The organism is Vibrio sp. 10N.261.55.A7, from assembly GCF_002877365.1.
Lineage (GTDB): Bacteria > Pseudomonadota > Gammaproteobacteria > Enterobacterales > Vibrionaceae > Vibrio.
In genome coordinates, this window is record NZ_MCWZ01000289.1 from 16,288 (window position 1) to 39,971 (window position 23,684).

Here is a 23,684-nt window from a genome sequence, read left to right on the forward strand (position 1 = left end):
AAGCCCCGTATCGACGGGGCATTATTATTTACTCATTTGCTGCACAATTCAAATTTAATAGCATCAATTCTCGCAAAGCTACTGAAAATTTAGCAAATTCATGGACAGAACCCACTTTAAACTCATTCAGTATGTTTTCCCATCTGTGCAGGGAAACCTCATTACTTACGATCCATTCATCAAGTGCTTTAATAACGTCTAACTTATCAGGATCACAACTACAACTCATCACCTGACCCGTTAACTGTCTTTGCTGCCAATCAAGGTCTTCTCTAAACGCTGCTCTCGCAAGGGCTTGCCAGTTATTGTCGACGCCTTGGCCATTAATCTGTTTCAAGAACCAATGCAGAGACAAACGATCGCCAAGATTGTAGTAAAGCTTCGCTGTTTGCTCGATGGATTTGCCTTTTTCTCGCGCCACTGTGGATATATCCAGTACTGAATACAAACTAGACAATCGAGACACATATTTCGCTAAGTCAGCAGAAATTCCTTTCTCGATCCATTGTTGCGCCATTTCTTCATGCTCTTGGACTTCTTCATTAACGAGCATTCCATCCAATTGACTTGTAATGGTATCGACATCAGCTTGATAAAGGTTGATCAACTCTTTGACCGACTGTTTACCAGGGCGATTTCTTAGTATCCATCGAGATAATCGTCTTAACGTACGGCGAACATAATAAAGAACATCATATTGCGCTTGCGAATCTGCTTTGTTATCTAGAGCACGAGTTTGAACCAATACATCCCCTAAACCATAGATTTCACGGGCGGCCACATAAGCATTAGCGATATCAACAATCGTTGAACCTGTTTCTTCTTGTAGACGAGTGACAAAGTTACAACCCATTTCATTAACCATTTGGTTGGCTAATACTGTCGCTATAATTTCAGCTCTAAGTGGATGACTATCCATGTATTTTACATAGTTACGGCGTAACTCTTCTGGAAAATAGGATACTAGGTTTTGAGCATGAAATTCATCATTGGCAATGTCAACATGGACAAGATCTTCTTTTAGCGTCATCTTACCGTAGGCAATAAGCACAGAAAGCTCTGGACGCGTTAACGCCTTACCCTGCTTTTCACGTTCTAGAAGCGTTTCATCATCTGGAATGTACTCTAATGCACGATCCAAATGCCCTGCTTTTTCCATTGTGTGAATAAAGCGAATTTGTTCTTTAACCAGTGAGATACCTTGCTGCTCGGTTACCGAAATAGACTCGGCTTGGCAATATGCATCGTCAAGTACGATCTCACCGACCTCATCTTCCATCGATTCAAGGATCTTATTACGTTGTTTGACCGTCAAATCACCATGAGTCACTAGACCATTAAGGAAGATCTTAATATTCACTTCATTATCAGAACAATCAACGCCACCAACATTATCAACAAAATCGGTGTTAACTCGACCACCAGATAAAGCAAATTCAATTCGCCCTAACTGAGTCATACCCAAGTTACCACCTTCACCAATCACCTTAGCTTTTACATCTTGACCATCGACTCGTAATACATCATTGGCACGGTCACCAACATCCGTATGGGTTTCAGTCGACGCTTTAACATACGTACCGATCCCACCATTCCAAAGTAGATCAACCTGCATAGACAGGATCTTCTTAATCAACTCGTTCGGCGTCATCGATCCTTTCTTCGTACCAAGCATTTTCTGAATTTCAGGTGTTAATGAAATTGATTTGGCACGGCGAGAGAATATGCCGCCACCTTTGGAAATAAGCTTTTCGTTATAGTCGTCCCAACCAGAGCGTGGGAGATTAAATAGACGATCGCGTTCTTTCCATGATTTTGCAGATTCTGGATTCGGATCAATAAATATATGCATATGGTTAAACGCAGCCTGCAATCGAATATGTTTCGAAAGTAGCATACCGTTACCAAATACGTCCCCTGCCATGTCACCCACACCAATTACCGTAAAGTCAGTGGTCTGACAGTTGATTCCCATTTCACGGAAGTGACGTTTAACCGATTCCCAACCACCTTTAGCCGTGATGCCCATTGCTTTATGGTCATAGCCATTGGATCCACCGGATGCGAATGCATCACCCAGCCAGAAATTGTATTCTTCAGATACAGAATTCGCTAAATCTGAGAAGGTCGCCGTGCCTTTATCGGCCGCAACAACCAAATACGGATCATCTTCATCATGGCGGACAACATTCTTAGGAGGGATCACTTCATCATCAATCACATTATCAGACACATCCAGTAACGCGCGAATGAAGCGTTTGTAACAACGTTGCCCTTCAGCAAATATTTCATCACGTCCGGTGAAGTTGTGTTGTCGCTTACAAACGAAGCCACCTTTCGCACCCACCGGTACAATAACCGTGTTCTTCACTTGCTGAGCTTTTACCAAACCTAGAATTTCAGTTCGGAAATCCTCTTGTCTGTCTGACCAACGCAAACCACCACGAGCAACCTTTCCGCCGCGTAGATGAACACCTTCAATATCAGGGGCGTACACAAAAATCTCAAACGCTGGGACAGGTTGTGGAATTTCTGGAATCTCACTTGGCTTCATTTTCAGAGAAAGCCATGGCTTCGGTTCGTTGTTTTCACCAATTTGGTAGTAGTTGGTTCTTAACGTAGCGGTGATCATTTCCATGTAGCGACGAATGATACGATCATCATCTAGGCTTTCCACATGATCGAGTTGCTCTGTTAATTGCTTAATAAGATCGTTTTGCCCTTTTTGACTGCCTTTAGATTTAGGATCAAATCGCTTGATAAATAGATTGACCAAAGCCTTGGCAATATGAGGGTAATGATTGAGCGTATCTTCAATATAGTGCTGACTGAATGGGAACCCAACTTGACGCATATATCGAGCATAGGCTCTCAAGATTGAAATCTCTCTCCCGGTCAATGAAGCCCCTAGAACAAGTCTGTTAAACCCATCACTTTCTAGGTTGCCTGCCCAGATAGACGCAAATGCCTGTTGGAATCGATCTCTTGCTTCACGAAGATCGACGGATTTATCACTCTTATGAAGCATTGAGAAGTCAAGGATCCAGTATGTCTGTCCATTCACTTTTCTCACTTCATATGGCGACTCACCGATTACTCGTAAACCCAAGTTTTCAAGCATAGGCATCACATCGGATAGATGAATGGGTTCATCTCGATGGTAAAGTTTTAGCTTAACGGCTTTTGAATCGGCAGCTTCTTCTTGTGGTCGATAGAAGAGCATGCCCAGTTTATTGTCATCGTTAAGCGCTTCTAGTCGTTCTATATCTGCGACAGCAGAACCAGGCATCATGTCTTCTTTATATGAACGCGGGAATGCTCTCATATAATCTTTGGATATAGGTAACCCTTTACTCTCCCCAAAGTTAGCAACAATGGCTTCTGAAAGTCGGTCATCCCAAGTTGATGATGCTTCCACTAAGTTATGTTCAATCTTTTTAACATCTACATCCATATTGTTATTATCTACACGCACAATGTAATGGGTTCTAGCTAGAGGGCTTTCAGAGAAATACGTCGTGAATTCTACTTCTTTCTCGCAACCAAAGTACTGCTGGAGAATACGTTGAGTCTGACGTCTCAATTCGGTGTTATATCTGTCTTTAGTGACATAAACCATGCAACTGAAGAAGCGCCCAAATGGGTCTTTGCGAACAAACAGTCTTAGCATGTCGCGGTCTTGCATCTGCACAACACCCATGCCAACTTCTAATAATTCATTATCTTTCGCTTGAAGCAGTTCATCACGAGGATAGTTTTCTAGAATGTTATGTAAAGCTTTGTAGGAATATGAGCCGTCACGGTAACCACTCATCTCTAATATGCGTTCAACCTTCTCACGAATAAGCGGAATGCTTTCAACGCTCTGGTTATATACGGCAGAGGTATATAGACCAGTGAAGCGATGTTCACCAATCACCTTGCCTTTCTTATCGAATTTCTTTATACCAATGTAATCGGTGTACGCTGGTCTATGAATTCGAGATTGAGCATTTCCTTTCGTTACGATAAGCAAAAATGCTTTCATCGCTTCTAAACGAGCGGAATCCGTAAAGTCCGATAACTTAACAGCCCTTACTCGATTGGCTTCTGAGAATAAGCCTAAGCCTTTCTCTTTTGTTGGCGTAAGAACGGTGTCGCCATCAACGTTGATCAGGTCGTATTCTTTATAACCCATGAAGGTAAAGTTATGATCGCCTAACCATCGTAAGAATTTGATCGTATCGTCATAACGATCATCTTGTGACTCGATGATCTCTTTTTGTCCAACGACTTCGTTCGTTACTTCTTCGAGTTTTTCTACCATCAGTAGCCAGTCTTTTACAACATGACCTGTGTCGGTGATGATACTAAGTAACTCATTTTTCAATGAGGTCATTGTCTCTTTGCTGCTTAATCTATCCACCTCTATATGGAAAAGAGATTGGAAGATACCATCACCACTGTTGATCCCAACAGTCTGACCTTTTTTACCGCGCTCTATTTGCGTTGGACCGTGAAGCATCAAGTGTGAAGAAAGGTCTAACCGACTTAATGCCATCTTCACAGAATCAACCAAAAATGGGCTGTCAGGTACAATCATCTCAACAATGGTATGTGTAGACTGCCAACCATGGCGGCTTACCGTAGGGTTGAATACTCTTACTGAAATGTCTTCTGGTTTCTTTTCATTGATGTGATGCCAGAGGCTAACTACAGCCCCATAAAGATCCGATTCATTTCTCTCTATCAAATCTTCTTGAGCAATATTGCTGAACAGGTGTTGAGCAAGTTGTGTGACTAGGGGTTGGTCAGAAAGCTCTAGTTTGTCTTGAATAAGTTTATAAACCTTTTCAAGAAGAACCGGCATTAGAGTTTCACGCACGGTCATATTCACGCTCCGCTATTAGAATTGTATTTTATGTAGGGAATGCTGTAAGCATAGTGCTTAAAGCGGGTAATGCATGATTTTATTGTAAAAGTTTTATTGAAAAATAGTTAATGATAATTTTACGTGTAACAGTAGGAATGTTCGATAATGTGATTGGCGTTCTATTTAAACAACTGAGAAATCAATTGCTCATAGCATTTCTAACTTTAGAAACTTGTTGTTATGGTCAGTTGTGAGCCTAAAACGGCCTTTAACACCAATTTGACTGAGAAACGCTCGAAACTTTACGGCGGGCAACTGCACTCTTAAGCCCGAATCAGTTACAACGTGGACAACACTCGCCGCACCTGAGTAATGGTCTAAGAATGCTTGATAAGTAATATTCAAAGAAAAGTTATACTGTTTCACTGTTACAAACTCTATGTCTTCTATTAACAAATACTGTGCAAGCTACGCAGTTCACCACTACTTCACTAGATGAAAAAGTGGTGCCTTAACGACACCACGCCATTATTACTGAGTTTTATTGATTAGCTTTCTAGCGCTTTGGTGACTTTTTCATAAAGATCTTTCGCTAGGTTATCCAAAGATTTCAGATTCTCTAATTGCTCTTTGATCAGCTCTTGTCGCTGTTGATCATATTTTTTAAACTTCAATAATGGATCAATTAAACGTGATGCAACTTGTGGATTACTGCTGTTTAGCTCTCGAATGATTTCACCTGCGAAGCGATAACCATCCCCCGACTTATCATGGAACTGTACAGGGTTACCATTTAGAAATGCACCGATCAGGCTACGTGTACGGTTAGGGTTTTTAATACTGAATGCTGAGTGATCCATTGTTTTTTTGATCACACTTAGCGCATTGCTCGAAGGGTTCGTCCCTTGCAACGTAAACCACTTATCCATGACCAATCCATCGTGGCTCCACTTGTCACTGTAGTCTGCCATTAGTGTTTCACGACATTTTAACTCTGCACCGTTGGCACACATCATCGCCGCGATGGTATCAGTCATGTTATTTGATTTCTCATATTGTAACGAAACCAACGCTTCTCCGACTTCAGTCAAAGACAGATAAGAAAGACACACATTACGCAAAGCCCTTTCGCCAATAGCTTTATGCTCAATCGTATACTCTGCTTGAGCCATCGCATGGTAGATCGCATTCAACTCGTCAGCCATTTCATTCGCGAAGGTTTTCTTAATTTGTTTCAGCACTAATGCGACGGAATCAACATCAACTTGCTCATACCAACCTGACACTTCATTATGGCTCGGAAGAGATAACACTTCTGCAATGAATGCTGGCTCTAATTCTTTGCTAAGTAAAACACCGCGGAATGCATCGATAACTTGAGATTCAACCACAACGCTAGATTGGTTCTGAACATTGAGCACATTGCTCTTAATGTATTTTGCCAATAGCATCTGCCCCGCGTCCCATCGAGCAAACTCATTACGCGCATGATTCATTAAGAATATTAATTCTTGATCTGTGTATTCATATTCCAATACAACAGGAGCAGAAAATTCTCGAAGGAGTGATGGAATAGGCAAAGACTCTACGTTTTCAAACACAAACGTTTGACTCGCCTGGGTCACATCCAAAACATTCGATACTTTTAAACCGTTACACTGTAGCGGAATGACGTTACCGTGCTCATCGTACAACTCAATATCAAAAGGAATATGCAATGGCAGCTTGTCTTTTTGCTCATGAGTCGCCGCTGTCACTTGCTTCACCGTTAGGGAATACGTTTTGTCTTCTTGGTTAAACTCACTCTGAACCGTGACTTTTGGTGTTCCAGACTGGCTATACCATAAACGGAATTGTTTAAGATCGATACCTGATGCAGTTTCCATAGATGAAACAAAATCTTCGCAAGTAGCGGCGGTGCCATCATGACGCTGGAAGTACAGTGCCATTCCTTCTTGGAAAGCTTTTTCCCCAAGAAGAGTGTGCATCATTCTGATCACTTCACTGCCTTTTTCATACACAGTTAGTGTGTAGAAGTTATTCATTTCAATAACTTTATCTGGGCGGATCGGGTGCGACATTGGGCTCGCATCTTCGGCGAATTGTGGTCCCCTAATAATGCGAACATTATTGATTCTATTCACGGCTCGAGAGCCTAAGTCAGATGAGAATTCTTGGTCTCTAAATACGGTTAAACCCTCTTTCAAGCTGAGTTGGAACCAGTCACGACAAGTGACTCTGTTACCTGTCCAGTTGTGAAAGTACTCATGCCCTATCACAGCTTCAATACCTAAATAATCCGTGTCTGTCGCTGTTTGATTATTGGCCAGAACATACTTAGAGTTAAAGACGTTCAGTCCTTTATTCTCCATCGCGCCCATGTTGAAGAAATCTACCGCTACGATCATGTAAATGTCTAGATCATATTCTAGGTTGAATCGCTCTTCATCCCACTTCATTGAGTTAATCAGCGACACCATCGCGTGGTTTGCTCGATCTAGGTTTCCTTTGTCGACAAAGATCTCCAACTCTACATCTCGACCAGACTTTGTAGTGTATTTATCTCTAAGAACATCAAAGCTACCGGCTACCAACGCAAATAAGTAAGCAGGCTTTGGATGTGGGTCTTGCCATTTAACCCAATGACGACCATTCTCTAGCTGCCCTTCATCAACACGGTTACCATTACTCAATAAAAATGGATATTGGCTATTATCAGCAATGACGGTCGTCGTAAATTTTGCTAATACATCCGGTCTATCAAGGTAGTACGTAATTCGTCGGAAGCCTTCAGCTTCACATTGAGTACAGAACGCACCACCTGATTTGTATAATCCTTCAAGAGCAGTGTTCTCTTCAGGATTAACTTTCGTCACGATCGTCAGCTGACAATCACCAGGCATTGAATGAATAGTGAGGCTTGATTCCGTTACTTCGTAATCACTCCATTTCTCACCATCAATAATAATCTCTTTAAGTGATAAGCCTTCACCATCAAGAACTAAACTTGTACTGGTTGAAAGCTGCTTGACTGTTGAATGAGCAGTCACCAAGGTGTCAGTATCAAAAAGGTCAAAGGTAAGGTCTAAATCGGAAATAGTGAAAGAAGGTGATTGATAATCTTTGCGATACTTGGCTTGAGGCGTGTGTGCCATGGTCTTGATCCTTGCGACTAGATGGTTTTGTTCTATTTCTACGACGTGTTTGAGATAGTTACAACCCCTATACAAAAAAAACGAGGCATTTAGTTAAAATACCTCGTATAACTGTCTAAATATACGTCACACTAAGCGCTTAACTTCTGAATTTACACACATTCAAAATTCAGGTTATTTTTTCCTTAGCATGTCGTATTTCGGTTAACGTATTCTGCTTAATACCGCAAACATGCCACCTTCTTCAGCTTCGAGCGTTAGCCTATCGTCATTCAATGTATATCGTGTTTCATGCTCACCATTCTCATAAAGTAAAACTAAGTGGTCATCTTCCGTGTAATATACACCTTTGTGAACGTTTTCCACGCCTTTGTCATTGATCACTCTGAACATAAAAACAAAATCTGGCTGTAAGATTATGTCCATTTGGCTCACGTTGCTTGCCAATAGATCATCACCGGCGAGTGATTCACTAGACCACATACCAGCAAGTGCATTAGGTAACGCTTTAGTGAACATGACACCATTCATGTTAAGCAAGTTATGGTTCCCTGAATACTTGTAGACTTGGGGTTCATCCGCATTCAAACCAAGAATAATGGTATCTTCATTGGCCGCATAAAGGCCTTCCCAGTGATCAACACTGTAGTCCTTTTTCTGAATATCGATTTGAAAGGAGTAGTTCGAATTGAGTGACAATTTTATGGCAATAAAGTTATCACTAGAGTTTTTAGGATCAGGATTCACCAAATACCAATCACCAAGTAGAAATGGCAAGTCAAACTGAGTTAAGTCTTTATTATCATTAGATGTTTGACTGAACACTGAAAAGCTTACACATGCTAGTAATACAACTATCCATCTCATAATACGCCCCTCTCTTTTTTTAAAGCTTAGACACGCATCACAAAGAAAGCCATATTTTGATCTAAATCACATTGTAATAAGATGAAAAAAAGCGAGCATATTATGCTCGCTATTTCTTATTTATCTTCATAAAAGAAAGTTAGTTTAGCTTTCCGATTCTGCTTTTAGCATATCAACCATTATCGCAACAGACTCATCAAGGTACGCATCTGGAGCTTCATAGTCTTTCGGAATATCATCCAACGTTGCGTATGGTTCTTCACCATTTGCTTCTTGACGTTGATTCACTCGCGCTAGACGAAGATCGTCGCTCTTATCGCTCTCATCTTGTCTTATCTTCTCACTGAGAGTAATAGAGTTATCGTCTTTGTCTACTAGATATTTTTCTATATCTTGAGCAATAAACTGAAACTCCATATCCTTCGCAATGCGAACATCATGTAAAGCGGTAAGTTTGCCAATCAATGCTTTGTTATCTTGCAAAGTCTCGTACTTAACTCTGTCAATTTGATCCCATGGCAAAGCGTTATCTTCTACACTTTCGCCTGTTTCTGCAGGATCAATTGGCGTTGGATAAGGAATATCGGGAACGACACCTTTATTCTGCGTACTACCACCATTGATGCGGTAGAACTTTTGAATCGTATATTGAACATAACCAAGTTCTTTTTCAAAAAGATCGTAGATATGATTCAAAGAACGGTGCTGTTGGACCGTACCTTTACCGAAAGAGTTCTCGCCAAGAATGATCGCGCGACCATAGTCTTGCAATGCAGCAGCAAAAATTTCCGATGCAGATGCGCTGTAGCGATTGACCAAAACAGTCACCGGACCGTCGTAGCTAGTCTTCCCATCGGTATCGCTGTTAACATTGACTCGGCCATAACTGTCACGAACCTGAACGACTGGGCCACTCTCAATAAATAGACCAGACAATGCCGTTGCTTCAGTTAACGCACCGCCACCATTGTTCCGTAGATCAACAATAATGCCGTCAACACCATCTTCAACAAGCTCAGAAATCAACTCATCGGTGTCTTTAGAAAGGCCAACGTAAAAACTAGGTACTTCAAGTACACCAATCTTTTTGCCATCGCTTTCAATAATCTCTGACTTGACGGCTCTATCTTCCAAGCGAATCTTATCTCGGACAATTGTTACAACGTGACTTTTTGCATCCTTACTATCAGGTAATATCTCAAGATTTACCTTAGTGCCTTTGGGGCCTTTGATTAATTGAACAACGTCATCCAATCGCCAACCAATGACATCAACAATCTCTTTGCCATCTTGACCAACGCCAACAATTCTGTCGCCTTCATCAAGCTGTTTGCTGCTTGATGCTGGCCCACCAGCAACTAGTGAACGAATAACGGTGTAGTCGTCAGTCATCTGAAGTACTGCACCAATGCCCTCCAGCGAAAGATTCATTTCAGACTGAAATTGTTCGGCATTACGAGGAGAAAGGTAACTCGTATGAGGGTCTACTTCTCTAGCAAAGGCATTCATATACAGCTGGAATGCATCTTCGTTATTGGTTTGACTCAAACGCTTTATTGCATTGTTATAACGCTTGCCTAAAACCTCTTTAATCTCAGGCCACTCTTTATCGGTCATTTTCAGATTAAGAGCATCATATTTAACGCGTTTACGCCAAAGTTCTTTAACCTCATCCATGTTTGCAGGCCAAGCTGCTTCAGAGCGATCTAATTCTATACTCTCATCAATATCGAACTTCATTTCTGTGTCAAGAAGTGTCAATGCATATTTAAAGAGTTCATATCGCTTTTGCATCGATTGATTATAAACATCAAAAGCTATCTGATTATTGCCGGCTTTAAGCTGCTCATCGAGCCCAATCGACCATTGAGAAAAAGAATCAATATCGGCCTGAGTGAAAATATTTCGATTGTAATCGAGCATTTCTAAATAGCGGGCAAATATTGCTTGAGAAAACTGATCGTCTAAGGTGAAGTGATTGTAGTGGGAACGGGTAAAGCGTGAAGTGACGCGTTTGCTTGCGGTTTCATGCTGAACTTCCGGAGCGAGAACAGGTAAGTCCTCTTTGCTTAATTTGGCCTCTAGAGCCTGAGCTGAAGACACCGCTAGCCATAGGCCAGCAGCGATCAGAGTCAATTTTGAACGGCATTTCATGCGTAGGAGTATCTCCTTTATGCGCGCAAGTACTCCGCTTTCACAACCATTTGCAGGCCGTTTGCTAGTTGAACTCGCACATCTTCCTTATTAATTTCAACAATGGTCGCAGCCATGTTTCCTTTACCCATATTAACGTTTACATCGTTGCCAACTTTCATTTCATCAGCATTCAAAGCACGCGTTTCTACTGGCTTACTTTCTGTTTTTTGTGCTTTAGGCGCAGAGCGACGAGCTTGAGGCTTTTTCGCTTTTGGCTTAGCTGCTGCTTTTTCTTTGCCTTCTTCACGCGCTTTCTGCGCTTGTTCTTTACGACGAGCTTGAACTCGGGCTTTACTTTCTGCCAATGCAGTTTTTGCGTGTTCTACATGCTCTTCTTCAAGTTCACCGCAAGCGTTGCCATCTAGATCAACACGTGTAGCGCCTGTTTTAGCACCGTGTAGGTAGCGCCAAGAAGAAGTGTACTGTCTCAATGCTGCGCGAAGTTGAGTCTTACTTACTTTTTCATCTTCGCTCAAGCGTTCTGCAAGATCTTGAAAAATACCAATTTTCAAAGGTTTTGCTTCACCTTCTAAAGTAAAGCACTTAGGGAAACATTCAGCAATGTATGCGATAACTTCTTTGCTGTTTTTTAACTTTTCAGTATTTTCCATTGAGGATTCCTGGTTATTGCGGCCTATCCGCAAGCGATAAAGTAAATATGGGTGGTATTATAGTGACCTAGAAACGAAAAACCACACCAGATAGATAATTTATGCTTTGTTAGCGTGCGAATTGAACAGCTTTTCTACTTCTTTCATCAAAAATGTTAATCCCTCTTCATCAATTTCACTAAAACGACCAATTGTTGGGCTATCTATATCAAGTACACCAACCAATTCTCCGTTCACCGAAAATGGAATAACCAATTCTGAATTGCTTGCTGCATCGCATGCAATGTGGCCTGAAAACTGATGAACATCATAAATGCGTTGCACCGTATTTGTATCGGCTGCTGTGCCACATACACCACGTCCCATCGGAATTCTGACACATGCAGGTTTACCTTGAAAAGGCCCCAACACAAGCTCTTTACCTTTTAACAGATAGAAGCCCACCCAATTAAGGTCTTCAAGCTCCATATTTAGGAGCGCACTCAAATTGGATAAGTTTGCGACTAAATCTGGTTCTGATTCCAAAAGCCCGACAGCTTGTTTGGTGAGTCGATGGTAATGTTCTATTTTCATTCATGGTTCCAATTTACAAACTGAGTCTCAGCGCAGTTTAATAGGTTTGTTCTATAGTGATGGAACAAACTCAATCGCCTAGAGACCAACACGAAAGGTTACTTTTAGCCGCTCTCGGATTGTAATTCAAGTAAAAAAGCCTAACACCTTGCTCGCGTTAGCAAATATAAAGCTAGCCAGAAAGGCATCGAGTTTGCTCACGGTTTAACTAGCGTTGACGTAACGAACTTTACGGCAGAGTTACCTCTACTTATAAACATCAAACAACAGATGAAGAGATCGACTGCTACTTTGTAAGATATTCATTCTAACTATGAACAATCCAAAAATATCAGTGCTGCGATTGCGTATCTATAAATAGCTGTGGTTTTACAATAACCTATACTTTTAGTTGCGCGTTAAGGCATAATCTACGGTTCATAACTTCGTGTACACTATATGCTGTAAATAAGAGCTTCTGTTACAGAGATTTGCATCCAGTTGGGACAAATAAAAAATCAACATTGGTAAAATGAAACCTATCGAGTTGATATTTGCTATCTTACGCAAGACAGGTCTAGTCTGTATCAGTAGATGGGGCAGTACGCCGCTAAATTAATACTTGTTTTGATTATAACACTGCCTCCAACTAACGATTACTCTCAGGGTTGAAGTAGGCATCCTTTTTTGTACTGGTCGATTAACTATAGGGCCATTTTGGTCCTCAATAATTGCCAGACTCTAGCATTGTTTAGATCGCTTATGGCTCTGTTTGACCAAGTATCAATCGATACAAGATGGATAGTGATATTACGTAATTTGATAGAACGACAACTATTTTTTGATTCTTAAACTTCAAGGAAAGATGTGGGCTCGCTGACTGAACATTCTTCTAAACCTGTCAATGTTAGGCTATGCCATGGCTGCGAACTGCCTGTCGACACTATTGCTGTAAAGCAAGGTAGCTCTGCGTATTGTCCAAGGTGTGGCACTCAACTTTATCGAGGTGGAACTCCATCGCTATCTGGCAATTTGGCCATTGCGATTACCTGCCTGCTGCTTTTCATCCCTTCGCATTTTTTCGATTTCATTAGCATACGACTTGTCGGTGTCATGATTCCTGCAACATTACCCGCGGGTACATTTCTTCTTATTGACGAAGGATACATTGCATTAGGGCTTCTGATTCTTTTCTGCAGCTCTTTAGCACCTCTCACAGTATGCCTCTCGGTTGTTGCTGCGCACATAGCGATGAAAGTTCACTCTTTCACTACACTTCGTTTTGCATTAACAATTATCCAAGGTTTGAAACACTGGGTGATGCTCGATGTGTTTTTGGTGAGCATTGCGGTTTCTTGTTTCAAATTGCAAGACTATTCAGATATTTTCATCGGCCCCGGCTTATATGGTTTGGTGTTACTGCAACTTTTCACGGTTCTATTGATAAGCCGTATCAGTGTTCGTCGTTACTGGGAGTCCTGGTCAAAAGAAGCGGACTATGAGTTCACAGAAAAGACCATTCACTGCCATAACTGTCATCTTTCACAGCCTGAAGGTGAAACCTGTGTTCGTTGTCACCAACCTATACACCACCGGACACCTCGTTCCTTACAAAAAACGTGGGCCTACCTCATCGCCGCGTCTGTGGCAGTATTGCCAGCAAACTTAGTGCCTATTTCAATATTAATTGCCAACGGTCAACGCCAAGAAGACACCATTATGTCTGGTGTACTTTCTCTTGTTGAGAGCGATATGTACGGCATCGCCGCTGTTCTTTTTATTGCGAGTATTATTGTGCCTATCGCAAAGATTCTAGGACTGACTTACTTATTGCTCGCCATTCAGCTAAAACGTCATATGAACAATAGACAGAGAATGACCGTTTACTTCGTTGTTAAATGGGTCGGCAAATGGTCAGTGCTGGATTTGTTCGTTATCTCTATCATGCTAACCTTAGTGGATAGAGGTCAGATACTTAACTTTACACCCGGTTTCGGGGCCGTTGCTTTCGGCTTGGTAGTGGTGATGACCATGCTAGCCGCAGAAAGCTTAGATCCAAGATTATTGTGGGACAACCACCCTAAGTCAGAGAATAAAGAGTCAAATAATGAGTAATGGAGCAACACAACCTTCGTTTTCACCCACGGTTAAGCGCAATAAAGGCATATCACCCCTTTGGTTGCTCCCTATCCTGACGTTTGTCTTAGCAGGTTGGCTTGTCGTCAAAACCATTCATGATGCTGGTCAGAGAATTGAGATCTACTTTTCAGATGCTCAGGGGCTAGTCGCGGGAAGAACGACCATTCGTTACCAGGGCCTTGAAGTTGGTATTGTCAAAGACATTAACCTTTCTGATGATCTGGAAAGTATCTATGTCGATGCCGACATCTACCCGGAAGCGACCAAACTACTCTCCAAAGAAACACGGTTCTGGCTTGTGAAACCGACAGCCAGTCTGACGGGTGTATCTGGTCTGGATGCATTGGTTTCCGGTAACTATATTTCAATCCACCCTAGCGATACATCAAATGAACCCGAAACTGAGTTTGTTGCTCTTGATGGCCCCCCGTCAGACCTTCTCACTAACAAAGGCTTGAATATTCGTTTAAAAGCGCGCGACCTTGGTGGTATCTCGATCGGGTCACAAATCGTCTATAAGAAAATTCCGATTGGCGAAGTGTACGACTACCAACTGGATTCAGATTTAAAAAGTGTCATCATTAAAGCTTCTATACAAGACGAATATCGACACATTATTACCGATGAAAGCCGCTTTTGGAACGTAAGTGGAATTGGAGCGAACATTGGTTTTGAAGGCGTGGACGTTCGCTTGGAAAGTTTTAGCGCCCTTATCTCTGGGTCTATTGCGGTGGACTCCCCTGGTGAAGGAAAACCAATCGTAGAGACAACTGAATTCAAATTGTACCGAGACCTAAAAACAGCGGGTCGCGGTATTCCCATCAAAATTGTGCTGCCTGACGACAGTAAAATCAGTGCTTCTGGCGCACCTATTATGTATCGCGGTTTAGAAGTTGGGCAGATCACGAACCTACAGCTTAGTGAAGGTCGCGAACAGATTATTGCAGCTGCAGCCATTCAGCCTGCTTTTAGTGACATGTTGACCTCTAACAGCGCATTTATACTAGAAGAAGCCAAAGTGTCGCTGACTGGTGTTGAAAACATAGGTAATTTGGTCAAAGGGAACTTTTTATCTCTCGTACCCGAAGATGGGGAACGCTCTCGACACTTTACGGCGATCCGAAAAAACGACTTTGAGATGAGTAATTCACGCTCCGTCTCTATTGATTTAACCGCTGATAATTCCTTTGGCTTGGACGTTGGTGCTGCAATATTATATAAGGGCATCAATGTTGGCTCGATTACCAATGTTAGACTTGTCGACGACACCGTTCGTCTAAGTGCGCTCATTGAAGATGATTACGCACATTTAATTCGCTCAAAAAATCGATTTTATGTCACCGGAAGTGCCTCTGCAGAATTAACCGAATCTGGTCTCAGCATATCCGTACCGCCCGCTAAGCAGCTATTGTCTGGCTCTATTAGCTTTGTGAGTGAAGGCAATAAACAAGCGAGCGAAAGCTATCACTTATACGCAAGTCAATCGCTTGCCGAACTCGCGAAATACAACCTTTCCGGTTCTAAGCGCATTACCCTTTTTGCCAATGAACTGCCGTCAATTTCAAAAGGTAGCCCATTACTTTATCGCAACCTCCAAGTTGGTAGTGTTTCCGGTTTCAATCTGGTTGATGGCGGAATCAAGATTTCAGCCACTATTGAAAATCAATATAAACACCTTCTTACAGATCAAACGGTATTTTGGAATCGTTCAGGGATTGAAGTGGACGCATCTCTAGCTGGAATCAGTGTAAAGGCAGCACCACTTAAGACACTGATTCAAGGTGGCATTGCCTTTGATAACCTAGCCGGGGTCGAAAATAAGTTAGGTGATAATTGGAAGCTGTATTCTGACTTCAATCAGGCAAGAAAATTTGGCCATGTCATAACCCTTTTAACAAGCAATGAAAATGTTGTGTCTAAAGGAACGTCGTTAAAGTACAACGGTGTAGAAATTGGTGAGATAACATTGGTCACACCAAACTTTGGCAATCAGCAAGTCGAATTAAAAGCGAGGATATTACCAGAGTATTCCAAAGAAATTGCACGTCATGGTAGCTACTTTTGGGTCGCTAAAGCCAAGATCGGCCTTTCTGGCATCGACAATATAGAAAGCATATTAAACCCGACTATATTCGTTCAACCTGGCGAGGGTGACGCTCATAACCAATTCTCCCTACAGCCTATGCCTAAAGACCAGCCAGGGGTGATCTTCACACTGCAAAGCGAAAGTCGCGGATCTGTCTCGGTTGGGACACCCGTTCTTTATCGAGATATGCAGGTAGGTGAAGTGACTGACATTAAGTTAGGAGAATTTGCAGACCGAATCATCACTACATTGCGCGTAGACAGTCAATACTCTCATCTAGTGCGTGCAAATTCTGTATTCTGGAATACATCTGGATTAGACGTCTCTATTGGTCTAACTGGCGCAAACATTAAGTCAGGAACACTCGACAGTATCTTAAATGGTGGAATAACCTTCGCGACACCAGAAGGCAAGCAACTGCAACCCATCGCCGACTCGAACCAATCGTTCTACTTACACCCTACCCCAGATGAAAAGTGGGTAAAATGGCGAACGCCTATTCCTAAGCCATAAACTAGGCTCTTGGAAACCAAAAACTTCGTAGATATCTTTTCTACCTAACCTAAGAAAAAGCAGCCTTTCGCTGCTTTTTTTATTCTTCTGCGTCAAAGTTAGTTATAATTCTGCCAATTAATTTATCAGAGCGAATACTGTGCACGCTAATATCTATCTTCCTGAAGAGTTTTTAACCGAGATCGAAGCTATTCTTCCCGCTTCACTCAACATGACTGACTTTATTGACGCCTGTAAGCGCCCGTTACGTAAAAGTATTCGTGTTAACACACTAAAAATTTCTGTCGCTGATTTCATTGAACGTGCTAAAGAAAAGAAGTGGGACTTAGAGCCTGTTCCATGGTGTGACCATGGGTTTTGGATTACGGCCGATGAGTCTAGCGTCCCATTAGGCAATTCAGCAGAACATATGTCTGGCCTTTTCTACATTCAAGAAGCCAGCTCCATGATGCCAGTCAGTGCCCTGTTCGATAATGAAGACTCTCAGTATCATTCCGTCTTGGACATGGCAGCAGCACCGGGCTCAAAAACGACACAGATAGCAGCCCTCATGAAAAATAGCGGCGTTCTGGTTGCCAATGAATACTCTGCAAGCCGAGTCAAAGTACTGCATGCCAATATTGAGCGCTGCGGTATTAGAAACACTGCATTAAGCAATTTTGACGGTAAAGTGTTCGGCGGATGGTTACCTGAGCAGTTTGACGCGGTACTGATCGATGCCCCATGCTCTGGCGAAGGTACAATTCGCAAAGACGCTGATGCGATGAAAAACTGGAGTTTAGACGCAGTAAAGAACATTGCAGATACACAAAAAGAACTCATTGAAAGCGCTTTTCATGCTTTGAAGCCTAATGGCACTTTAGTCTATTCGACTTGTACCTTAAGCAAGTACGAAAACCAAAAAGTTTGCCAACATTTAAAAGACACCTTTGGCGATCTTGTCGAATTTGATGACCTTAGTGAATTGTTCCCTAATGCGTCATTGGCAACCACGCGTGAAGGGTTTCTGCACATCTTCCCTCAGGTGTACGACTGTGAGGGCTTCTTTGTTGCTCGCATAAGAAAAACGGGGCCGACTATCGCACCTGATGTAAAAAAGCGTATGGGGAAATTCCCATTCGAAAAAGCATCAAAGAAGGTTCATCAAGAGATTGACCATGCGCTCAAGCAAGCCCTTGGTATTGATATACCAGAAGAAAGTAGCCTTTGGACTCGAGATAAAGATGTTTGGTTATTCCCTAAGGCACTAGAACCAATGATCGGTGAATTAAGATTCTCTCGTATGGGTATAAAGATTGCTGAGACTCATAAAAATGGCTACCGCTGGCAACATCAAGTCGCAACCACTCTCGCATTAGGTACGGAAGAAAAAAGCGTAGCACTTTCCATTGATGAAGCTCGTGAGTGGTTCATGGGTCGAGATGTACGGCCAAATGCCACTCCTGATAAAGGCGAAGTGATCGTTAAGTTTAGTAACGATGTGATTGGGCTTGGGAAATGGGTCGGAAACCGTGTAAAGAATGGCCTTCCAAGAGAGTTGGTTAAAGATAAGAACTTATTCTAATGACTAGAACATTAGTATGAATTGTCCTTGCCTCCGTGACGAATGGGTAAGTTGTACTATAATTGTTTAAGTAAGAAGAAACACAAAACCATTAGCGTAGGCTCTTTTGAGCTTCTTCCCCGGGCCCAGAACAGGACGTTTTGGGCCTTTTTTTGCGTTCAAGAATAGCTGCCGTTTATGACTCACAATAGTCGTCATCACTATTGCAACAACAACCATTACGCCTTCAACAGGAAGGGACTATTTAACTAGGTTAATGCCTTCTTTATCTATCGTAATCTTGCCTTGCTTGTAAAGGCCACCAATGGTCTTTTTGAATGTACCCTTACTGGTTCTAAAAGTAGTGAAGATCGCATCAGGTGATGATTTATCATTCAAAGGTAAAAAGCCGCCTTTCTTTTCAAGCAAATCCATGACCTTCGTGCTCAACTCATCCATTTTAGCCACACCGATTTTCTGCAGTGACAAATTGATTTTGCCATCATCACGAATCGACTTTATGTAGCCTTTCAGCTGTTTACCGATAAACAACTTACCAAAAACGTCTGACGGAAAAATCATTCCCCAGTGCTCACCATTTACAATGGCCTTATAACCAAGATCGCTACGCTCAGCAATAATGAGGCTCACTTGTTGATTCACCGTATAATTAGCCGGTGTTTTATCTAGCAATTTATTAAACTTCGTCGTACCGACAATTCGCCCTGACGCTTTGTCTGAGTATACGTAAACGAGAATGTTAGAGCCTTCACGTAAGGTGCCGCGCTGCTCACTATAAGGAACAAGCAGATCTTTCGCGGTGACTCCCCAGTTGACAAAAGCGCCAGTACTATTCACACCAACAACTTCCATTAATCCCCACTCCCCAACTTGAGCGACTGGCGTTTCCGTTGTAGCGGCAAGCTGATTTTCGGAGTCAAAATACAGAAATACGTCGACAGTCTGGCCAACTTCTACACCTTCAGGTGCATGTTTATTAGGTAATAAAGTAGAGCCATAATCTCCAGCGTCTAAAAATACGCCAAAATCAGCTTTCCTAATGACTTCTAACTTGTTCACTTGACCAACATTAACCATTTTATCTGTCTCTTTTTAAATTTACGGCGATTATAACTAAACTCTGTTATCCTTTCGCTAGTTGTGTTGATTAATTTTCAGAAATATCTCAGGAGCAGTATTTGGTCACCGTCGATAAACATGACGCTATTACCCTCAAAATTTCCCATGCGATGGCATTAACCAAAAAGTCCGATTTGGATGTATACCTTTTTGTGCCAGGAGAACTCGGTTTATCCCCAGAAGTATTAAGTGAAAGTGCTTTTTACTATAGCTCTATCAATCAAAAAAGAGCTTACTTTAGTGATAAAACATTACTGCCTTTGGTTCACAGCCGGCTCGCTAAACGTGGTCGCTTATCAACAACTCAATACCGCGTAAGTTTAAGCTTATTCGCCTATCAATATGTCATCGCGTTGGATAAAGCCGTAGCTGAGCTAAACAAAAACAATACTGATACTGTCAATGCGGATGATGTTGATGAAGTCATTGAACTCGCGTTAGACATCCTTAAAAGATTACGACGTGCGATTCCGTTTGAAGAAAGCTTGAAGCGCTATTATGCCAATATAGACAACTACCTATCTTGGTATACTGGCCAAAAGTTTATGTCTTTGATTGCCCATATGCCAAGAGATGGTGATTACAAAACAATCAAAGAGCGACTGGTTACGATAATAGAAAAAGAAACCGCCCATCGTAAACTCAATAATTACAACTCTAAAAACGTTCGCGATGACGCGACGCGAATGAGCAACAAAATGCGCCTATTACGTCGCCTTATTGAGCACCCTATTGTGTTAAAAGAGAAAGTCACCTCGCTCGGTAAAAACATGAAACGCGCGGTAAAAGGCGTTGCGACTGGATTGGTTATGGTCTTCGTAACAATCACTGTCATTGTTGCCCGTGACTATTGGGGAGAGATCACTGCATCGTTTATCGTCGCAATGTCTTTTGTATACGCCTTACGTGAAATCTTTAAAGACGATCTAAGGGATGTACTTTGGCGTGTGATTCGAAAAGGCAAAGCAAAATGGCGCAGAACCTATATCGATCCTACGACTAAAAAGGCGGTTGGGCAGAAAAACGAATGGCTCGATTACAAATCAATGAGTAAGCTACCTGATAGAATATTAGCGATTCGTAAAAAGCGTGTGGTACAGCGTGAAGAACAAATCCTCCATTATCGGTCAGAAACAGAGATGTCGACGTCTCGCTTTATGAGTGGTTATGAAGAAACACGTGAAACTCTTCAGGTAAGCATGAGAAGCCTGACTCGCCTTATGGACAAAGGCTCGAACAAGCTTTACCAACTGAATAATGGTCAAGTAACGAAAGAGTCCGTAGAAAAAAGGCACCTACTCAATCTTATTGTCAAAGAAGACAACCACAACAATGAGCCACAATATTATCGTTGGAAGATCATTCTAAATCGAAGCAAAATTGTCGCGATTGAGTCTATGGAAATTGACAACAAAGAAGCGCCTAGAGAACTCATTAAAGGCTAGCTCACACGCTTTAACGACAAGGTAAGGTAGAAAACAGCCATCGGTTCGTCGCCATTAAGCGATGGACTGGTTGCTGTAATTTTAACCTCTTGGTTTACTCGCTCCCCCGATTCGATCGTTTCATCCAACATGCTATCAATCAGCGCACCGTCATCACAATGAAAATGGACATCAGCCTCGGGACGTTTTAAAAACTCTCCTCGCACCGATTTAAAAGCCAACGAGACCTTTTCTCCACGAGATTGTGCTTTGCTCATCGCCATAAAACCACCAGCAACATCAGCGCCTACACAAAGTACCCCAAAGTACATACTATTTAAATGATTCTTACTTCTTCGTTTAAGCGGAATTTTCACTTCAACTCGCTCCTGATCAAGATGGAGTATTTTAGGGCGAGATAACCAAATAAAGGGGACTTTGAACAATCCAAAAAGTGATAAATAGATGTTGGCCTTTCTTAGCTCTGATAACATGTCGAATCCTTAACATAAAGTCATCAGACCAGTTCATATAAAATACTGAGAATTGTCAATTATCGATACTCGATACAGTGAGGAAGGGCCAGATCTAAACAAACTGGCCCAAGAGTTATGATGCATTGAACCAAGTACAGGTGACAATGTAACTAACCAAATATTTTAATCGGTCACGATAACATCTATTCTCTTCTTCTCAGCGAGGTAATGATGCAGCTTCTTGGTTTCTTGAATAGAATGCGCAACCAATACCATCGGTTTCTTAACACTGAGTGAAGCCTTTTCGACCAGATCAATCAGCTGAATCACGGCTTCATTCTCTGGGTCAAAACTGTTTTCTAGTCTCTCTGACATTTTGTCCACACCCAACGCAAATTGCGCAAGGTTATCTAGGTGAGTGACAACACCATCAAAATAGTGTAGAAGTCGTTCTGCTAGAATAACCGACGAGGGAACGTCAACACTAAACAGCACTTTCAAGCCATTTAGCCCTCTCGGTAGGCCTTGCTCGGCCAACTTATCAATGATAGTTGCGGCATCAGCCAACGTTCTAACAAACGGTATGACAACCTCAGTATTGATTCCCTTATCTCGCAATGCTTTTACAACTTCACACTCAAGTGAAAACGCAGCCGCATACGTCTTAGATGCGTAGCGAATTACGCCACGTAAGCCTAATGCAGGATTCTCCTCTGGCTCTTCGATACCTCCACCAATGAGTGAGCCCAACGCTTGGCTGTCCATGCTATTCAAGCAAACTCTGATCCTTTCGTGATGCGGCCGTATAGACCCTTCAATCTGAGAACACATCATTTGTACAAAGTAATCTGAAACCTCACTGCCTGCGACAATGCTGTCTATTGACGTTTTCTCAAGTGCCGAGAGCCCCTCTAAATTCAGTGTCATTGAGGGATGAAAGAAAATCTGGTCTTGAATTAAATCAGCCATGGAGACAAAGAGGTGAGGTTTGTCTGTCTTGGAAGATTGCGTTACATCCTGTGTCGATGGAAATGCATCGCCAAGGACTAAATCATTCTCTATCGTGGTTATTATTGGAATACTCATTACTGCTTCATATCTATCCAAGTATTATTTGGATTAGAACACATGTTCGCTAAGACTATTACGCATATTCCCACTATTTACACGTGTAAACCCTAAGCCACAAAAAGATTCAGGGTTAAGAGTTTATTCCTACGCCTATTTCCGTTATCTTTACCGCTTCGCAATTGAAGGTACAAGCAATAACATGCCATTAAAAACAGATGAATTGAGAACCCAGCCATTGGGTCCTATGCCGACACCGGCAGAGCTTGGAAGCGCTCATCCTATTACTGAAGATGTTGCTAGCAAAATCGCGCATTCACGTCGCCAAATTGAAAACATTCTAACGGGTGAAGACAAACGACTATTGGTTATTGTCGGCCCTTGTTCGGTGCATGACACTGACGCTGCTCTTGATTACGCAGCAAAACTATCCAAGATACAGCAGCAATACAGTGAAGAGCTGTTTATTGTTATGCGTACTTACTTTGAGAAACCAAGAACAGTCGTTGGTTGGAAAGGCTTGATCACTGACCCTAATCTTGATGGCTCATATGCGCTAGAAACCGGGCTTAATAAAGCGCGTAAGCTACTGCTTGATATAAACAAGCTTGGTTTGGCGACTGCGACTGAATTTCTAGATATGATCACTGGTCAGTATATTGCAGACCTGATCTCTTGGGGTGCGATTGGAGCCAGAACCACCGAGTCTCAAATTCATAGAGAAATGGCGTCTGCACTGTCTTGCCCAGTCGGCTTTAAAAACGGAACCAACGGCAACGTAAAGATCGCCATTGATGCCATTCGTGCTTCTAATGCCTCACACTACTTCTATTCGCCTGACAAAAATGGCCGCATGACTGTCTACCGTACGAGTGGAAACCCTCACGGTCATATCATCTTACGTGGTGGTGATCAAGGGCCAAACTTTGATGCCGATTCAGTCGAAGAAGCTTGCAAAAAGTTAGATGAGGTGTCACTACCGACACGTTTGGTTGTCGACTTCAGCCACGCTAACTGTGAGAAGCAGCACCGCAAGCAAATCGATGTTGCTCGTGATATCTG

Annotated in this window: 15 protein-coding genes; 5 read left to right on the forward strand and 10 right to left on the reverse strand. The window is 42.2% G+C overall.

What is annotated here, in order from left to right; translation table 11 throughout:
- Positions 1-28 precede the first annotated feature (28 nt).
- The 7 genes from BCU12_RS14905 to BCU12_RS14935 all read right to left on the reverse strand — a co-directional run bounded on the left by BCU12_RS14905 (position 29) and on the right by BCU12_RS14935 (position 12,254).
- Positions 29-4,870, reverse strand: coding sequence for an NAD-glutamate dehydrogenase (locus BCU12_RS14905; protein ID WP_102405048.1), 4,842 nt, complete (start codon positions 4,868-4,870; stop codon positions 29-31).
- A gap of 189 nt (positions 4,871-5,059) precedes the next feature.
- The gene (locus BCU12_RS14910) at positions 5,060-5,278 is read right to left on the reverse strand and encodes a DUF2835 domain-containing protein (protein ID WP_102405049.1); all 219 of its coding nucleotides are present in this window, start codon (positions 5,276-5,278) and stop codon (positions 5,060-5,062) included.
- Positions 5,279-5,400: 122 nt separating this feature from the next.
- Positions 5,401-8,007, reverse strand: coding sequence for an aminopeptidase N (gene pepN / locus BCU12_RS14915; RefSeq protein WP_102405050.1), 2,607 nt, complete (start codon positions 8,005-8,007; stop codon positions 5,401-5,403).
- 204 nt (positions 8,008-8,211) lie between these two features.
- A complete protein-coding gene (locus BCU12_RS14920) occupies positions 8,212-8,874 on the reverse strand; it encodes a hypothetical protein (RefSeq protein ID WP_102405051.1) in 663 nt (220 codons plus the stop codon).
- A gap of 144 nt (positions 8,875-9,018) precedes the next feature.
- Positions 9,019-11,028: a carboxy terminal-processing peptidase gene (gene prc, locus BCU12_RS14925; RefSeq protein ID WP_102405052.1), complete on the reverse strand. Its 2,010-nt coding sequence runs from the start codon at positions 11,026-11,028 to the stop codon at positions 9,019-9,021.
- 17 nt (positions 11,029-11,045) lie between these two features.
- Positions 11,046-11,681: an RNA chaperone ProQ gene (gene proQ, locus BCU12_RS14930; protein WP_102405053.1), complete on the reverse strand. Its 636-nt coding sequence runs from the start codon at positions 11,679-11,681 to the stop codon at positions 11,046-11,048.
- Positions 11,682-11,780: 99 nt separating this feature from the next.
- Complete coding sequence (locus BCU12_RS14935) at positions 11,781-12,254, reverse strand: GAF domain-containing protein (protein ID WP_102405054.1); 474 nt, start codon at positions 12,252-12,254, stop codon at positions 11,781-11,783.
- 846 nt (positions 12,255-13,100) lie between these two features.
- Here BCU12_RS14935 and BCU12_RS14940 point away from each other — a divergent pair.
- The 3 genes from BCU12_RS14940 to rsmF all read left to right on the forward strand — a co-directional run bounded on the left by BCU12_RS14940 (position 13,101) and on the right by rsmF (position 18,535).
- Positions 13,101-14,348 (forward strand): paraquat-inducible protein A, encoded by a 1,248-nt coding sequence (locus BCU12_RS14940; RefSeq protein ID WP_102405055.1) that lies wholly within the window; start codon positions 13,101-13,103, stop codon positions 14,346-14,348.
- Positions 14,341-16,971, forward strand: a complete 2,631-nt coding sequence (locus tag BCU12_RS14945; RefSeq protein WP_102405056.1) for an MlaD family protein — start codon at positions 14,341-14,343, stop codon at positions 16,969-16,971. The genes BCU12_RS14940 and BCU12_RS14945 overlap by 8 nt, the downstream gene beginning before the upstream one ends.
- Positions 16,972-17,110: 139 nt before the next feature.
- Complete coding sequence (gene rsmF, locus BCU12_RS14950; protein WP_102405057.1) at positions 17,111-18,535, forward strand: 16S rRNA (cytosine(1407)-C(5))-methyltransferase RsmF; 1,425 nt, start codon at positions 17,111-17,113, stop codon at positions 18,533-18,535.
- 240 nt (positions 18,536-18,775) lie between these two features.
- Here rsmF and BCU12_RS14955 read toward each other — a convergent pair whose 3' ends face one another.
- A complete protein-coding gene (locus BCU12_RS14955) occupies positions 18,776-19,612 on the reverse strand; it encodes a S1-like domain-containing RNA-binding protein (RefSeq protein ID WP_102405058.1) in 837 nt (278 codons plus the stop codon).
- Between the two features lie 101 nt (positions 19,613-19,713).
- Between BCU12_RS14955 and BCU12_RS14960 the strand changes: the two genes are divergently transcribed.
- Positions 19,714-21,099, forward strand: coding sequence for a hypothetical protein (locus BCU12_RS14960; RefSeq protein WP_102405059.1), 1,386 nt, complete (start codon positions 19,714-19,716; stop codon positions 21,097-21,099).
- On the opposite strand, the gene BCU12_RS14965 is transcribed toward BCU12_RS14960, so the two are convergent.
- Positions 21,096-21,572, reverse strand: coding sequence for a DUF4442 domain-containing protein (locus BCU12_RS14965; protein WP_102405060.1), 477 nt, complete (start codon positions 21,570-21,572; stop codon positions 21,096-21,098). The two genes, BCU12_RS14960 and BCU12_RS14965, sit on opposite strands and share 4 nt — an antisense overlap.
- 165 nt (positions 21,573-21,737) lie before the next feature.
- Positions 21,738-22,640 carry a putative PEP-binding protein gene (locus BCU12_RS14970; RefSeq protein ID WP_102405061.1) on the reverse strand — a complete coding sequence of 301 codons (903 nt, stop codon included), beginning with the start codon at positions 22,638-22,640 and terminating at the stop codon, positions 21,738-21,740.
- Positions 22,641-22,824: 184 nt separating this feature from the next.
- Between BCU12_RS14970 and BCU12_RS14975 the strand changes: the two genes are divergently transcribed.
- Positions 22,825-23,684: 3-deoxy-7-phosphoheptulonate synthase (locus BCU12_RS14975; RefSeq protein ID WP_102405062.1), on the forward strand; the 860-nt coding region annotated here is incomplete at its 3' end.